This is a genomic window from Arthrospiribacter ruber, assembly GCF_019343195.1.
GTDB classification, from domain to species: domain Bacteria; phylum Bacteroidota; class Bacteroidia; order Cytophagales; family Cyclobacteriaceae; genus Arthrospiribacter; species Arthrospiribacter ruber.
This window is the reverse complement of record NZ_RPHB01000002.1, coordinates 482,681-499,057: the sequence shown is the minus strand read 5'-3', so window position 1 is coordinate 499,057 and position 16,377 is coordinate 482,681. Positions and strand designations below refer to the sequence as shown.

General features: G+C 41.1%; 8 protein-coding genes. 5 read left to right on the top strand and 3 right to left on the bottom strand.

All coding sequences use genetic code 11. From position 1 onward, the window contains the following. The first annotated feature begins 57 nt into the window (after positions 1–57). Positions 58–1,329: a fumarylacetoacetase gene (gene fahA, locus EGN73_RS05055; protein WP_219287408.1), complete on the top strand. Its 1,272-nt coding sequence runs from the start codon at positions 58–60 to the stop codon at positions 1,327–1,329. Positions 1,330–1,364: 35 nt separating this feature from the next. Here fahA and EGN73_RS05050 read toward each other — a convergent pair whose 3' ends face one another. Then, a complete protein-coding gene (locus EGN73_RS05050; RefSeq protein ID WP_219287407.1) occupies positions 1,365–2,009 on the bottom strand; it encodes a hypothetical protein in 645 nt (214 codons plus the stop codon). 201 nt (positions 2,010–2,210) lie between these two features. Here EGN73_RS05050 and pgi point away from each other — a divergent pair, with 201 nt between their 5' ends. Then, positions 2,211–3,857, top strand: coding sequence for a glucose-6-phosphate isomerase (gene pgi, locus EGN73_RS05045; protein ID WP_219287405.1), 1,647 nt, complete (start codon positions 2,211–2,213; stop codon positions 3,855–3,857). 73 nt (positions 3,858–3,930) lie between these two features. On the opposite strand, the gene EGN73_RS05040 is transcribed toward pgi, so the two are convergent. Both EGN73_RS05040 and EGN73_RS05035 read right to left on the bottom strand, forming a co-directional pair. Then, entirely contained in the window at positions 3,931–5,166 is a 1,236-nt protein-coding gene (locus tag EGN73_RS05040; protein ID WP_219287403.1) for a M48 family metallopeptidase, read from the bottom strand. Between the two features lie 12 nt (positions 5,167–5,178). After that, positions 5,179–6,225: a PorP/SprF family type IX secretion system membrane protein gene (locus EGN73_RS05035; protein WP_219287402.1), complete on the bottom strand. Its 1,047-nt coding sequence runs from the start codon at positions 6,223–6,225 to the stop codon at positions 5,179–5,181. Between the two features lie 82 nt (positions 6,226–6,307). Between EGN73_RS05035 and EGN73_RS05030 the strand changes: the two genes are divergently transcribed. The 3 genes from EGN73_RS05030 to EGN73_RS05020 all read left to right on the top strand — a co-directional run bounded on the left by EGN73_RS05030 (position 6,308) and on the right by EGN73_RS05020 (position 16,319). Beyond that, entirely contained in the window at positions 6,308–11,869 is a 5,562-nt protein-coding gene (locus EGN73_RS05030; protein WP_219287400.1) for a gliding motility-associated C-terminal domain-containing protein, read from the top strand. A 10-nt stretch (positions 11,870–11,879) separates the two neighbouring features. After that, a complete protein-coding gene (gene yaaA, locus EGN73_RS05025; protein ID WP_219287399.1) occupies positions 11,880–12,623 on the top strand; it encodes a peroxide stress protein YaaA in 744 nt (247 codons plus the stop codon). 129 nt (positions 12,624–12,752) lie between these two features. Further along, a complete protein-coding gene (locus EGN73_RS05020) occupies positions 12,753–16,319 on the top strand; it encodes a gliding motility-associated C-terminal domain-containing protein (protein WP_219287397.1) in 3,567 nt (1,188 codons plus the stop codon). Positions 16,320–16,377 lie beyond the last annotated feature (58 nt).

Below are 16,377 nucleotides of genomic sequence, written 5' to 3'. Positions count from 1 at the left end.
AATTTTTATCTTCTGCCTTATTCTTCTAAATTTGGGCCACGAATTAAATTTTTACTTATGACAAAGCCTGAATTACCTGTACTCGAGTCTTGGGTGCAGATTCCAAAAGATTCCGATTTTACGATTTATAACCTTCCTTTTGGTGTTTTCCAAAATAAAAGATTGTCACCGAGAGCTGGGGTAGCTATCGGAGATAAAATTGTAGACCTCGCGGTTCTTCATGACGAAGGTTTTTTTGCGGAGTTGAGCCAGTTGCCTCATGACATATTTCTTAGGGATTCTCTCAATGAATTCATTTCATTAGGTAAGGGAGTGACCAGAAGAGTACGTGAGATAGTCCAGGACCTTTTGCTTACAGATAATGAAAAGCTAAGGGATCATCAGGTAAGGGGCAAAGCAATGGTCAATAGAAAGGAAGCCCAAATGCTGATGCCTGTAAAAGTGGGAGATTATACAGACTTTTATAGCAGTATGGAGCATGCTACCAATGTAGGTACTATGTTCAGAGATCCTGACAATGCTTTGTTACCCAACTGGAAGCACATTCCTGTAGGTTATCACGGTAGGGCCTCCTCTATCATTCCTTCGGGTGTTCCGATTCATAGGCCAAAAGGACAATACAAAGATCCTAATATGGAAAAACCTGAATTTGGGCCAAGCAGAAGATTGGATTTTGAGTTGGAGCTAGCTTTTATCACCGGACGCCAAACCAAAATGGGTGACAGTATTTCTACAGGTGAAGCAGAAGATTTTATTTTCGGTTTTGTTCTTTTCAATGACTGGTCAGCCCGTGATATTCAGGCTTGGGAATATGTGCCTTTAGGCCCCTTTTTGGGGAAGAATTTTGCCAGCAGCATATCTCCTTGGATTGTGACTTTGGAAGCTCTGGAGAATTTTAGAGTAGCCGGCCCGACCCAGGAACCCGAAGTTTTACCATATCTCAAGTGCGAAAAGGATCATGCATTTGATATCAACTTGGAAGTGTATATTCAGCCCGAAAACCAAAAGGCCGAAAAAGTTTGTACCTCCAATTTTAAATATATGTATTGGAATATCGCCCAGCAATTGGCACACCATACCGTAAATGGTTGTAATATCAATGTGGGAGATATGTATGCCTCCGGTACCATTTCAGGGCCGACAGAGGACAGCTATGGCTCTATGTTGGAATTGGCCTGGAAAGGAACCAAGCCTGTCAGACTAGAAGACGGTTCAGAGCGGAAATTTATCGAGGACGGAGATACAGTTCTGATGAAAGGTTTTTGTAAGCTTGAACATATCAGAGTCGGATTTGGAGAAGTAAGCTCCAAAGTATTACCAGCCAAATGAAATAAAAAACCTCCGATTTGGGAGGTTTTTTTATATTAAAGGATAAGATTTTCTTCCCTCATTTCAGCTTTGATGGCATCTACATATTCTTTTGCAAAAGCCTGAATGTCAGAAGGATTTAAGGTCTTGGATTGTGCGCTCCATATTAGCTTCAGGGATTCTGCATCATAAAGGTTGGTCTCCATAAAATACCTACGGTCAGTAGTATAATATCCCTGGTTCCAACCTGCAGCATTCCAGTGGTTCCAGTATCCGAAGAAATTACCATAATAGCCAAATCTGCCCATGGGGGCAAACATCGGTCCCATTCCTCCACCAGGTACAAAACGTTCATCTTCCTCTACATTGATCAAAGTGATGGTCATAATTGCTTCTGCATTCACTTCATTGAGGATCTCCAACACCTGATCTTCATTTGGCTCATTGGTAGAAAAGAAGTCTGGGGTAAATACATCAATGCTTCTTATAGCAGTTACATCTCTGTTTTGCAAACGCGACATAAATTCTCCCTCCAATGACTGTCTTAATGAAAGGTCTTCTGAAAAAGAGGCCAGTAAAATACTGGAGTAGGGCTGTCTGCTTTCCTGCTCGTTTTTCCAGCTGGCAGTGATTTGTGTAGAAGGGCTACAAGCCATCATCAAAAGCAGAATAAACGCTAATATCAATGTGATCGGTTTCATATTCTGTTGGTTTAGATTTAACAATAAATGGGCAGTAATGGTCTGCACTTCATAGAAAAAACAACAACTGTTCCACTTTGTTAGGCAATCCTTTAGTGAATCCTTAATTAGAAGGCTTTTGTAAAAGGATGTAGGCTTTTGGTTTTTAACGCTCAATTAAAAGAGTATTTTTGCAAGGCATTCTACTCAAACCGAAAAATTATGAAAAACATAAATCCAAGCAGTACTGAGGCATGGTCCAAATTACAACAGCTGGCTACAAAACACCAAACAACTTCCATCAGCTCTCTTTTTGAGCAAAAAAACAGATTTGAGGAATTCTCTCGCAAAGAGGAGGATATTTTGGTGGATTTTTCAAAAAACAAAGTGGATGGGGAAATCCTTGAAGCTTTGATTCAATTGGCAGATGAAACAGGATTGAAGGCAGCAATTGATGCCATGTTTTCAGGAGAAAAGATAAACGGTACGGAAGGAAGAGCTGTCCTGCACACCGCACTTAGAAATAGATCAGAAGAAAGAATTTTTGTAGATGGCAAGGATGTGATGCCTGAAGTCAAAGCTGTACTGAGTCAAATGAAGGCTTTTGCAGACCAGATTTCCAACGGGACTTGGCTTGGGTATACAGGCAAGCCTATTACCTCTTTGGTCAATATTGGCATAGGAGGTTCAGACTTGGGGCCAGTAATGGTTACCGAAGCTTTGAAGCCTTATCAGAACCCTAATCTTGAAATATATTTTGTGTCCAATGTAGACGGAACACATATTTCGGAAACACTCAAAAAAGTGAATCCGGAGACTACTTTGTTTTTTATTGCCTCTAAGACATTTACCACCCAAGAAACCATGACCAATGCACATACTGCCAGGGATTGGTTTTTGGACTATGCAAAAGATGAAAAAACAGTAGCCCGTCATTTCGTAGCCTTATCCACGAATGAAAAAGGAGTGACGGAATTCGGAATAGATCCCAAAAATATGTTTGCTTTCTGGGACTGGGTAGGGGGAAGGTATTCTCTATGGTCAGCCATTGGTCTTCCTATAGCCTGTGCGATTGGTTTCGATAATTTTGAAAAACTCCTTTCGGGTGCGCATTCCATGGACAAGCATTTTAAAGAAGCCGGTTTTGATCAAAATATCCCTGTGATATTGGCCTTGATAGGAATTTGGAACACTAATTTTCTTGGAGCAACCTCGGAAGCCATCTTGCCTTATGATCAATACCTTCATCGCTTCGCGGCTTATTTTCAGCAAGGAAACATGGAGTCCAATGGGAAATATGTCAGCAGAGATGGAACAAAGGTCAATTATTCTACCGGACCGATTATCTGGGGTGAGCCAGGGACTAATGGTCAGCACGCTTTCTATCAATTGATACACCAAGGCACGCATTTGATTCCCTGTGACTTTATTGCTCCTGCAATTTCCCATAACCCAACTGGAGACCACCATGTGAAATTGTTATCCAATTTCTTTGCGCAGACTGAAGCATTAATGAATGGGAAATCCTTGGAAGATGTGCGCTCAGAAATGACAAAAGCTGGTAAATCCAATGAGGAAATTGAAAAAATAGCTCCGCACAGGGTTTTTGAGGGGAATAGGCCTACGAACTCCATTTTGGTAAAACAGATTACTCCATATACCTTAGGACAATTGATAGCCATGTATGAGCATAAGATTTTTGTGCAGGGGGTTATTTGGAATATTTTCAGTTTTGACCAGTGGGGTGTAGAATTGGGTAAAGTGTTGGCCAATGCGATTTTACCTGAGCTGAAAGATGATGATGAGGTCACAAGTCATGATGCTTCTACCAACGGCCTGGTTAATGCATACAAGGAAATGAGAAATTAACTCGGCTAGGTTGTCAATACAATCAACTATGCAAGTTTTACAACCTGTTGGAAGTGATTTCCGACAGGTTTTTTTATGCTTTTTCCAACCTGTGAAGCCTTTCAAGTAGAGGCGGATGGGAATAATTGACAAATACATACCAGGGATGCGGGTTGATATTGCTGAGGCTATTAACAGAAAGTGTTTTCAAGGCTTCAGCTAAAGGCTTACCTGCAAAAGTCTCCTTGGCATAAGCATCGGCTTCGAATTCATTTTTCCTACTGATGAGGTTCATGCCAATTCCTAAGATCATGGAGATGGGAGAAAGCAACATCGTAAAGCCTATAATATTGAGGTGTATGGCCATCTGATTCCCGCCTAGTGCGAGACTCATGTTTTCGCTGAAGATAAATTGGGAAAGTATAAACAACATGATTCCTATATGTAGTACTGAAATCAGCATACCTGTAAAAATGTGTTTTTTCTTATAATGTCCTATCTCATGAGCTAAAACTGCAACCAGTTCGTCAGGAGTATGTTGATCAATCAGGGTGTCATATAGCACTACTTTTTTTCTTTTGCCAAAGCCTGAGAAAAACGCATTGGCTTTTGAAGACCTTTTGCTTCCGTCTATTACAAAAATATTGTCCAAGGGGAATTCAACCGATCGGGCATATTGAATTATTTTATCCTTCAGTTCGCCATCTTCTAATGGAGTCAGCTTGTTGAATAAGGGTAATATCCAAGCGGTATAAAAAAGATTGACCCCAATCATAAAAATGGCAGAAATCAACCAGAATTGCCACCAAAAGTCTGTTCCTATTCTGTGGATCAGCCAAAGAAGAACCGCAAGTAAAGCGCCTCCAATTAATATACTGAGAAAGTATCCTTTCATTTTATCCGAAAAAAAGATCCTTGGACTGCTTTTGTTGAACCCGAATTTTTCTTCAATTACAAATGTCTGATAATAATCAAAAGGGAGTGACAATATATCAGAACCAATGAAAATTACTGCGAAGTAGAATAGAGAATGCAGGATGGGGTTTTCAAGGTGAGGTCTAAGGACTGCATCCATCCATCCGAAAAATCCAAAATAAATAAAACAGAAAGTAATCAAAAATGTAAACGTTCCAGTAAGCAGTCCAAATTTATAATTTGCTTGGTGATAAGCTTTGGATTCATGAAGCTTATTTTGACTGACGTATTGGCTTAAAGTGTCAGGTACTGGAGGAACAGCCCTTTTGATGTTAAGGTGATTGAGCGTTTTTTCAAATAAAAAACCAAAAGTTAAAATGCCTAATAATAGGTATTTGATCCACTCCGCATCCATAATGTAAATTGCTTAGAATTTTGGACAAGGAAGTATGGTATCTCTGCTTCTTAACTTGCCTTTGTTTTTGTCAGCCAAAAGAAAAGACACACTTAGTTCATGTGCTCCTCCAGTCTGCATCCCTAGCTGGGAAACTGTATAATCAAAACTATACCCCACATTCATGCCTGTAGGTAAATTGACACCAACCATTATAACAAGCGCATCCCGGTTTTGTTGGTTCTCTATAGGTCTATATGGCAAACCTCTGTACCAGAGACCGATCATCAAAGGTTCTGAATACAAATATGCTCCAACATCCAGTTGTTCAAATGGTCCTTGTCTCTTATAGTTAATAGTTGGCACAATATACCTTTGACGCATCATGTGGGTAAAATCTCTTCTGTAACCACCACTTGCCAGTGCTATACGGTACCCAGTATGTACTGAGAATTTGGCAGGGAGCCTACTGACACCATCCAAAAAAGATTGGTTGGGCGTGTTGACATGGTCTGCCGCAGCACCAAACCAAAAATTTTCCGTAAAAAACAACCCTCCAAATGATAGGGACAGCATATTTACAGGATCACCCAGGCCAGGAAGGTCCGTACCGGGAAGGGTAGGACCAAATATGTTTGTACGGTCTATTTGGTTAGCAAAGATGAGGTTTTCATAAAACCCAATATCTCTTCTGATATAACTCGCTCTAAAACCCGGGCGGAAAAATGCCCTTTCAGAAATTCTTAATTCATAGGAATAAAACCCAGCTACAGTAGTAGATCGGAGTTTTGCAGCTCCTTCAACATCGTTCATAACCATTAGCCCAACTCCGCTGTTGTACTCATCGAGATAAGTGTCTATATATGCTGAGAAAGTGGTGAATTGTGCATCCATCCCAGGCCATTGGTTTCTATAGTTGAACCCCACTCTCGGGACTAGCTCAGCTCCTGCAAAAGCAGGGTTTAAGTATAGTGGAGCAGCATAATATTGGCTATATTGCGGGTCTTGAGCCTGCAGACTTCCAACCGAAAAAATCAGTAGGATAAGAAAAAAAAGACGATATATGTGAGACCTTTGCAAGTAATTCTTCGTTTATTGTTTGACTCAATCCATCAGCTAAACGCCAGAATCCTGTCGTTGTTTTGTATGCAGCGTGTAAATTATGAAAAGCCTTATTAATTCCATAACCTTACAATTAATTTTTACCATAATATTCGCGCTTACTTGTAGTTTGGGTATCCAAAAAAGTTTTTCGCAAGGTTTTAACAACAATGAGTGGATTTTCGGATACTGCGGTTCAGGACAGCAAAATAGCTACATTTCATTTGGTAAAGGAGACGAACCCACTGTAAGAACTCTGCCTGGAACCATAGTGATTGGTTCCGAAAATTCAAATACTGACAATAATGCGGTTATCGTTGATCCTATTACGGGTCAGGTGTTATTCTATACTAATGGCGTCTTGGTATATAATTACGATAACATACCAATCCAAGGCGCTCCCAATGGAGTCAATGGGCAAACCGATGCCAGACAATCGGTTGCAATAGGCACCCTTGATTTTGACCCTGATGGAGACAGGCTTTTTTATCTTTTTTACATTACTCCTGGCGGTCAATTGCAATATTCAGTCGTAGATATGAATGCTCCTGGTGGAGCTACCGGGAATCAGCCTCCTCTTGGGGAGGTTATCGAACTTAATCAGAATATAAGTAATGCTTCTGGAGCCATTGCTGTTGTCAAAAGTGCCAATTCCTCCTCATATCTCTTAAGTTTTGAAGGTGGACAATTGGTTTCAAGACAATTGGAAGAGACACAGGGGCAGTTTACCGAGACGGACAATGCAGCGCTTGGCTTTACACCCAAGGCAATTATTTACAATGAGGGGCTCGGGAAAATCATCTTAATTCCTGAAAATGAGGGTGATGATTTGGTGGTGATGGACTTTGATACTTCTTCAGGCTCATTTGGTTCACCAGAAACAGTTAGCCAATCAGGAGGGGCAGAAGATATTGAAGGGGCCGCATTTTCGCCGGACGGTACGTTTTTGTATTTTTCCAGAGGAAACGAATTGCTTAGAGTTCCGGTCAATGAATTGTCAGCTGAACCTGAGCTTATACCTTTAGAAAATGATGTATTTAAAATATATGATATCAAAACCGGTCCTGATGGCAGGCTTTATTATATATATGAAGAAGTAGAGGGAGGGCCTCAACTGGTCGGTAGAGTCGATAATCCCGACGAAGAGGAAATTCTTGAAATCGAGCTAAACGAAGACCCTTTTAACGGAACGGATTTTTGTGGCCGGGTATTCCCCCAATTTGCTCCCAATCAGGATGTGGGTCCTGATGTCGATTTTACTTGGGAGCCTGAGATTCCCTGTGCCAATAACCCCATACAGCTTACCTCACAGATTACACCGGAAAATTACAGGCCAGTCAGCTTTGAATGGTCATTTAACCCGCCTCTCACTGATGAAGATGGTGAGCCTATAGACATTGATTTCAATCAGGAACATTTGCTGATTCCTGAAGAAGCAGCGCAAGGAGAATCCATAGAAGTGACTTTGACAGTGACTTTTGCGGATGGATCTACCAGAACCATCCCCAAGACCATTAATTTGCTAGAAAATGACCTTGAAGCTGATTTCAGTGCTCAGGATACTACTGTTTGTGAGGGTGCCTGCGTAGATATAGGCTCCATGCTGGAAGTGCAGCAGGGTGGTGGTCAAGGAGGAGAAAATCCGAACATTGGAGGGCCTGGAGGTGGAGGCAATTACGAATATTTCTGGTCCAACAGAAGGGCTGAAGGTTGGGTAACAGACCAAAACAATTGTGTGGATCTTCCGGGGCTTTACTGGGTTTTGGTTCGTGAACAGGGGTCAGAATGTTATGCTTACGCTGAAGTCCGTGTAAAAATATGGGATCTACCTGACCAAAGTAATAATATCTGGTACTTTGGTGATGGAGCGGGATTGGACTTTAATATTGATCCGGATAATCCCGATCTTCCGGTACCAAGACCTGTTTCCCACCCGAATAATATTCCCGCCGGAACTACGACCATTTCTGATGAAACCGGACAGGTGCTGTTCTACACAGATGGAGAAACAGTATGGGATCTCAATGGAGATCCGATGGAAAACGGAGACAACATTGGAGGGAGCAATCAGGCTGCGGAAAGTGTGATCGCAGTTCCTATCCCGCAACAGGAGACAGTCTTTTATGTTTTCACTACCCAAAGAGCAGCAGATGGAAGTAGCAGAGTTAAATATTCAGTAATAGATATCAAGGCCGACAACCCTACAGGGGTCGGAAATGTAGTTTCCAAAGGCAATTTCCTGTTTAGCCCCAGTACAGAGCAATCGGCTGCATTGGCTTCTGGCGATACGACTTGGGTACTATTTCACGAACTGGGGAATAATACCTTCAGGTCTTACCCCGTAACCCAATTTGGAATAGGTAGACCTGTTTTTTCTTCTGTAGGATCCACGCATGGGTTCAATACAGGGGTGGGAACCATGAAGTTCAGCCCCGATGGAAGTCAAGTTGCTGTCACTGTTCAGGATGGTGCTTGTAGCAGATTGGAGATTTTTGATTTTGATCAAGGTACAGGTAGGCTGTCAGAGTACGCGCTTTTAGATCTTGGCTGTAACAATGAGGATATTTATGGGGTGGAATTTTCCAATGACGGTAGTAGGGTGTTTGTGTCTTATCTTGGTGGGGGAGGAAAAATCGAAGAGTTTTTGATTAAAACACCGGAGATGGTGAGAGATCCTGATGATCCGGATGCTGAAGATCCCGATTTGGCCTGTGCACAATGCTTCAACAGTGCCAACAGTAGGGCTGAGAGAGAAAATTGCATACTTAATTCTCCGATCAGAAATACCCTGAGTACGGATGGCCCTTTTGGAGCAGTACAGATTGGACCGGATGGTCAAATTTACGTGGCAAGACCTGGTCAATCCTCAGTTGGACAGATCAATGCTGGAGTGAACTGCTTCGATAGCAATTACCGGGAAGATGGGGTGAACTTGGTGGCTGGTACCAGTTCCAATCTTGGACTTCCTGCCTTTGTACAACAGTCAGGAAGCAGTATTCCAGAGCCCGCTCTTGCCGGTCCGGAGAGGATTTGTCTGGATCCGGATGAAGGGGGAATAGGATTATTTGAAGGAGGTGGAGAGCCCGATATTGATGCTTATTTCTGGACTATCCAACATGAAGATGGTGAGTTTGAGCTTCAGAATTTTGGAGGTTTGGGTGAGGATTTTCAGGAATTGGAACATCCTTTTTCCAGAGAAGGCTTATTTACAGTGACATTAAGAGTGGACCGATGCGATGAGGTAGGATATTTTGAAGAAAGTATGGAAGTGCTAGTGGTGGCTCCACCGGAATTGACTTTGCCTGATGATGTTGTCCTTTGTGCTGATTCTCCTGTAGAATTGACAGCCATTGAAGGTTATGACCCAGAAGAAGGTCTCTATGATTTTGAATGGAGAAATGCAGCCGGTCAAGCATTTGGAGATAGAGACTCCAATACAATTACAGTCACCGAAGAGAGCATTTACACGGTGACTGTTTCCTACAGGATTCCAGAAGGGGCGGAAGGGGAATTGTTTGATGTCTGCCCGGCCAGTAAGGAGGTTTTTGTAGGGCCAGCTTTTGACTTTGATCTGAATCAAAGTGCAGAAGAGGTTTGTTATGATGAAGAGTTGGTAGTTTTTGCACCAAATACTCCTTTGGAAGGAGAATGGTTTTATGAAGTTCAGGGTTCAGGCAACAGGGTTTCTTTAGGTAGATTTTTTGAATTGGAATTGGAACCGGTAACTCTTCCTTCTCCAGGTGTCTATGATATTATTTTTGTGGGAGAAGATCCGATCATAGAAGATTGTTTGTTTGAAAAGAGGGCTGAGTTGACGGTATACGCTTTACCTGCTGTTGAAATTCTCGTTTTGACCGATGCGGATGATTGCGATACTCCAAATGGTAGTTTTGAGCTTACAGCTTTAACAGATATTGATAGATTGGAAATCCCGGAGCTTAACTTTGTACAGAGCAATATCTCAGCTGGTGAAGTTTTGCCAGTCTTCAGTGATTTGGAGCCTGGACTGTATACTTTATTATTAGAGGGTGAATTTGGATGTGAATTTATTCAAACTGCTGTAATTCAAAACCTCAATCCTCCTGCCGAAATTGAAGGGTTTACAGTAATTGCCGAAGATGAGGAGTGCGAACCAGGTGGTGTCACAGACGGAAGGCTGCTTGTGCAATTTCCGAATGGTCCGGCAAGTGGAGGCTATTTGGCAGTAAGACAGGACACAGGAGAAGAGTTCACAGGAGTCTTTTCCAATGAAATGGAAGTAATCATCAATGTACCAGCCGGGACTTATGCTTTGGAAATTACAGATGAAGATGGGTGTGATATTCCTGCGGATGGGCTTTATATTGTAAATGAAAAACAGCAAGCTGAATTTTCAGTACCTTCAAATGTTGAAGCCTGTGAGGTGTTTGAATTTGCACCTAGTTCTCCTGATCCGGATTTAGGGTATAGGCTTGAAGATGAGTTTGGAAACCTAGTCAACTCATCCGATGGTACCAATTATCAAATCACCCAATCCGGTACTTATACCATAACAGCCATTTCAAGCGATCCGGATATCTGTGACAGAAGCAGACAAATGGTCATCAATATCAATCCGGGGATTGTCTTTTCATTAAATGATCCAGAAGATGATTGTGATAGAGGCGTATTCTACTCTTTGGACCTTAATGGACTTGCCCCAGCGGATGTAAGGATTTTCTGGAAAAATGAATCAGGAGACATCCTTAGCCGCAATCCTATATTTTTCCCAGCAGCTACTGGCAACTATACAGTGGAGGTGCAGCCGGCTGCTGGGGGATTATGTCCGCCAAGTGCGATTGATTTTAACGTGACCGATTTAGGTGGTCCATTGGATATTTCTTTGGAAGCATTGCCATTCTGCGGAGAAGATGTATTCACAATTGTATCTATTTTGGGAGACTTAGAAGGTTCACTGGAAATCAATTGGTACAGGTTGTCAGGATCTTCCCGTACATTGCTGCCACAGTTTTTTATGGAGGCTGATATTACTGTGCTGGAGGCAGGCCTGTATCAAGTAGAAATTGTAAATGACTTTGGCTGTGTGGTTGCAAGAGAGCAGATTCAGATCATCCGATCTGAAGCAGTTGCACCTGTCTTGGAGGATAGCTATACCATTTGTGCCTTGGAGAATGTGGTCTTTGAGCTTGATCCGGGAGAATATCAGAATTATTCATGGAGACTCAACGGGCAGGAAATTGCCGATACGCCTACATTTATTCCAACAGAAGAAGGTATTTATGAACTGTTTGTTTTTGATGATGCGGGCTGTGAGTTTACCATCACATTTGAAGTAATCGAGGATTGCGCACTTCGGGTGATTTTCCCGAATGGGATGAGGCCAAGTGATCCTGACCGTCTTTTTGTGCTTTTTGCCAACGATTTTATCGATGAAGTGGAGGTTTTAATTTATAATAGATGGGGAGAATTGATTTATTATTGCCAAAATGAGAATGTGCCAGGGGAAGAACCTATTTGCACTTGGGATGGTTTGGTAAAAGGACAGGTTGTTCCTATTGGAACCTATCCTGTCATGGTAAGGTACAGAAGCAATAATCAAAACCTCACCCAAACAATTACCCGGTCAATTACAGTTATAGAGTAAAAAAGATAAAATGGTAATACTGATTTCTCCTGCAAAAACCCTCGATTTTAACAGTACCGATATTAGCCTTCAAACACAGCCTGAATTTCAGAAGGATACTTTTGAACTTGTTTCTATCATGAAAAAGAAGAGCAAAGAAGACCTGATGAAAATGATGGGGATATCCGAAAAACTGGCTGAGTTGAATGAAGGGAGATATAAGAATTTCAAAAAAACTTTTGAACCTGAACATGCCAAGCAGGCCTTGTTGGCGTTTAAGGGTGATGTTTATACTAAAATTGATGTAGACAACTATACAGTGGAGGATTTTGATTTTGCCCAAAATCACCTTAGGATACTTTCGGGACTGTATGGATTGCTGAAGCCACTGGACCTGATCCAGCCATACAGATTGGAAATGGGAATCAAAGTAGAAAACAAAAGAGGTAAAAATCTTTATGAGTTTTGGGGGCAAAGGATAGCCAAAGCCATTGATAAGGCAGCTGATGGTTCTGCGGTTATCAATCTGGCATCTCAGGAATATTTTAAGGCAGTGGATGATAAAGCCATTAAATCTAAGGTCATTTCTCCTGTTTTTAAGGAGTATCGAAATGGAAAGTACCAGGTCATAGGGCTTTTTGCCAAGCAAGCAAGGGGATTGATGACCGATTATATCATTAAAAATAGGATCACTGATCCCGAAAAATTGAAATTATTCAACCAAGATGGTTACGAATGGGCAGGTGATGAAAAGGAGTGGTTGTTTGTCCGTTAAAAGCAGTTATTGATAAATATTACATTATCATTAACTTATGTTGAAAAGGCTGTTTTTTTCAATTGGATAAAGTTGTAGATTTGTTTTCATACTTTTCAAAAAAATGTCCACAAACTGCACATTCCTTGAATGAAACAATCAAAACAAATATTCTCAGCCAAAATTTACTGGCTGACTTTAGTATTGATTGTGGGCACATTTGGGTTTATCCTTAGTAAATCTGCAATAACAACCAATCATCTCCCTTTAGATTCTTTAGACGATGGATTTGTAATAGAAGGTCCTGAAAAGGTATGCCTAATCACCGGTAACAGGATAGAGGAGTTTTTTGGAGGGGGTGATGCTGATACAGACGTTTATAGGTGGACCATTTCAGAGCCTACCGGACCTCCCAGAATTTTTCAGGGAGGGGAATCCTTACAGACTTTGGCTTTTACATTTTCCCAGCCCGGAACACATACCTTCAATTTAATAATTACTAGAGGTGGAATCCCGGTTTCAAATTTGACGAAAGTGGTAGAGGTACTTCCAGGAGCGGAGGTTTCCCTATTGGATGATTATGCTCTATGTCCTGGAGACGAACTTACTTTGAGGGCGTTGGACCCATCTACAGTTGGTCTGGCAGATTATTCATTTGAGTGGACAGATGAAAACGGGGTAGTAGTTTCTACTGATAATGAGCTATTGGTGGATGATGAAGGAGAATTCCAAGTCAAATATTTCTTACCAAATTCACTTGGAGAAGCAGAGTGTGAGAATATATTGACCACGCAGGTTCGCTTTGCTGTGGATTTTGAATTGGATGTCAATGGAGTGAACTTCTGTCCAGGAAATGTTGTGGTTGCTTCTGCTGAACCCCAAGCTCAAGGAAGATGGTACTACCAAACAGCAGGTGAGCCTGAAGTTTTTATCAATCAATCAAGTTTTCTTCAATTATCTACAGCTAATCTGCCAGGTTTTGGTGATTACACTTTGATTTTTGAGCTGGTCAATGAAAACAATCCCTCATGTGTGATCAGGAAAACTCATGATTTTTCATTTGGCCAAAATCCCCAATTCAGAATTGAAGAAGAAAACAGCGCTTCTGAATGTTTGGCTGAGGATGGAGCTTTAAGAATTTTTGCAGATGGTGATATAGATTTGATTTATTATGTCATCGACGAAGAAACAAATGGTCCTGGGTTTTCCTTGTCTGCCGGAGAGGAACTTGTAATTCCTGGACTAAAATCTGGGGTGTATACTTTTGAAGCATTTTCCAATGGCTGTAGGTTTACTTTAGGGACAGTGGTAACTCTTCAGGATGTGCCTGATCAATTGAGGTTTTCAGTAGACCCGGATAGCATAGTTCCTGAAACTTGCTCAGATGAAGGTAAAAATAATGGAAGCTTTACAGTTTTTTTTGAAAACGGTCCTATTGACCTTATTTACGAACTATATACTGAAAGAGGAGATTTGGTTGGGACAGGTGTCTTGGAAAGTGAAGAATTGGAGAATATTGAGTTTGTTATTGAAGTGCCTGGGGGTGTGTTTTACTTTGAAGTTTTTATTCCTGAAGAGCCAACAGAAGACGAAGGTGATGAAGATGAGGAAGGTGGAGAGGATGAAGAAGATGAAAAGGATAATCGGTGTATGGTACCTTTTATTGAAAGAATTGAAGTGCCTGGCCTTCCTCAGGTTGAATTCAGTGTTCCAACATCATTTAAATTCTGTGAAGTATATGAACTTGTTCCTGAAACAACACAACCTCTTGAATTTCTTTTAAGAAATTTAGCTACCGGAGAGGAGCGGTTTGGGCAAACATTTACCATAACAGAGGCAGGGGATTATGAATTGATTGGTAGGCATTTGGATTTTCCTGAAGAGATTTGCCCAACAAAAGTTGAGATGAGTATAGAAGATGTAGACCCCGTAGAGTTTGAAATTGAATTTCTTTCCCAAGACTGTGTAGGAAACCAAGTTTGGGAGGCAAATATCCTTAATTATGATCCAAGCGAAGTGAGGATTAGATGGTATGACGAAGCTGGAGAAGTGGTAAGTACCGGTGTCAATATGTCCCCAGTTACCTATGGGGAATATGAGCTTGAAATGCAACCACGAAATATTTTGGGAACATGTCCAACTCCACCGACAAAATTTTTTGTTCCTGAACCCGTTTTGAGTGTGCCTGTAAATCTGGAAACAAGTTTATTATGTCCATTTGGCCCTGATGCAACAATATCTTTGGATACCGATTTTGAAAATGTAGGTAGAATTAGATGGAGGTATTTTGATGAGGAAGGGAAGATTACAGTTCTTACAGAGGAAGAAAATTCATCAAGTATTGTAGCTACTTTATCAGGTACTTATGAAGTTACTGTTTACAACAGTATAAATACCACTTGCGAAATAGGTAGGACCAATATTGATCTAGAAATCAGCGACAACCTGACGCAGTTTGAAGTTCCTGAGGAAGAGTTGGTTATATGTGAAAGATATGAATGGATACCGGAAAGCAATTTCCCCCTTAATTATATACTTACCTATCCAGATGGTACCGAAGTCACAGCTACTGCTTCAGAGACTTTTGTGTTAGATCAGACAGGGGAATATCTTATCAGAGGTGAAGATCCGCAAAACCCCGTGTGTCCAAATGAAAAATCCTTCCAAGTAAGGGTTATTGATGCTGTGGTTTTTTCACCCGAATTGGTCAACCAGACCTGTGACGGAGAGTTTACCTATGCCGCTAATTTTGCACCTTATCAGCTTGAAGATGTTTTGATATATTGGAGTGATCAATCTGGAAGATTGCTTGGTTCCGAGCCTATCTTTTCAACTTCCACGCCAGGAATTTATACTTTGGAAGTCCAACCTGCGGGCAGCCTGCCTTGTGATGTACTTCCATTTGAATTTGAAATAGTCCAGCCCGTACTTTCTGTAAATGTCGAATTGATCGCTGGTGTAATTTGCCCCGATGATGAGTCCACCATTATCGAACTGGATATTGATAATATTGAAGTGGTTGATAGAATAGAATGGGTTTTTACAGGGATCGATGGAAATACTGAAATATTGGGAAGCTTCGAGGATCTGACCGAAATCATCGCCGACAGTGAGGGTTGGTACGAAGCCAGGGTTTTCAATAGATTAGACTGTCTTTTAGGTGACCAATCAGTATTTATCAGTAAAAGTATAGATGATGTCAGGCCTGAAGTTAAAGAGGTGTATCAGATTTGTGCGGAATACGAAATCGGTGAAACAATTAACCCTGGGAATTTCAGTACTTATTCTTGGTTTTTGGAGGAGGAATTAGTGTCTACCTCATCAAGTTATAAGCCTCAGATAGTAGGTACATACACCTTAGTGGTAAATAGTCAGGAAAACTGTGAATATATGACCACATTTGAGGTAGAGGAAGAGTGTGAGCTCAGGATTGCTCATCCCAATGCAATTATACCTGGTGATCCCGAGCGAAACTTTATTATCTTTTCCAACTATCTGGTAGATGAACTGGACATCTGGATTTTCAATAAGTGGGGTCAAGAAGTGTTTAACTGTTCTGAAAGAAATATTCTGGAGAATACAGAAATGTGTATTTGGGATGGTTTCTACAATGGCGAGAAAATTCCAATAGGCGCTTATGCTGTGAGAATAAGATACAAAAATATTCAAGAAGGAATAGAAGAGACCAAGCTTACAAGTCTTACTGTTATAGAATAGAATATTGGTATTGTTTTTGGAGATTGAATTTAGCTCTCTTCACAATAATTTATGAATT

Excerpts from the sequence above, each read along its gene's own strand:
- EGN73_RS05050 (WP_219287407.1), bottom strand. The coding sequence starts at position 2,009 with ATGAAACCGATCACATTGATATTAGCGTTTATTCTGCTTTTGATGATG.
- yaaA (WP_219287399.1), top strand. The coding sequence starts at position 11,880 with ATGGTAATACTGATTTCTCCTGCAAAAACCCTCGATTTTAACAGTACC.
- EGN73_RS05030 (WP_219287400.1), top strand. The coding sequence starts at position 6,308 with ATGAAAAGCCTTATTAATTCCATAACCTTACAATTAATTTTTACCATA.
- EGN73_RS05020 (WP_219287397.1), top strand. The coding sequence starts at position 12,753 with ATGAAACAATCAAAACAAATATTCTCAGCCAAAATTTACTGGCTGACT.
- pgi (WP_219287405.1), top strand. The coding sequence starts at position 2,211 with ATGAAAAACATAAATCCAAGCAGTACTGAGGCATGGTCCAAATTACAA.
- fahA (WP_219287408.1), top strand. The coding sequence starts at position 58 with ATGACAAAGCCTGAATTACCTGTACTCGAGTCTTGGGTGCAGATTCCA.
- EGN73_RS05040 (WP_219287403.1), bottom strand. The coding sequence starts at position 5,166 with ATGGATGCGGAGTGGATCAAATACCTATTATTAGGCATTTTAACTTTT.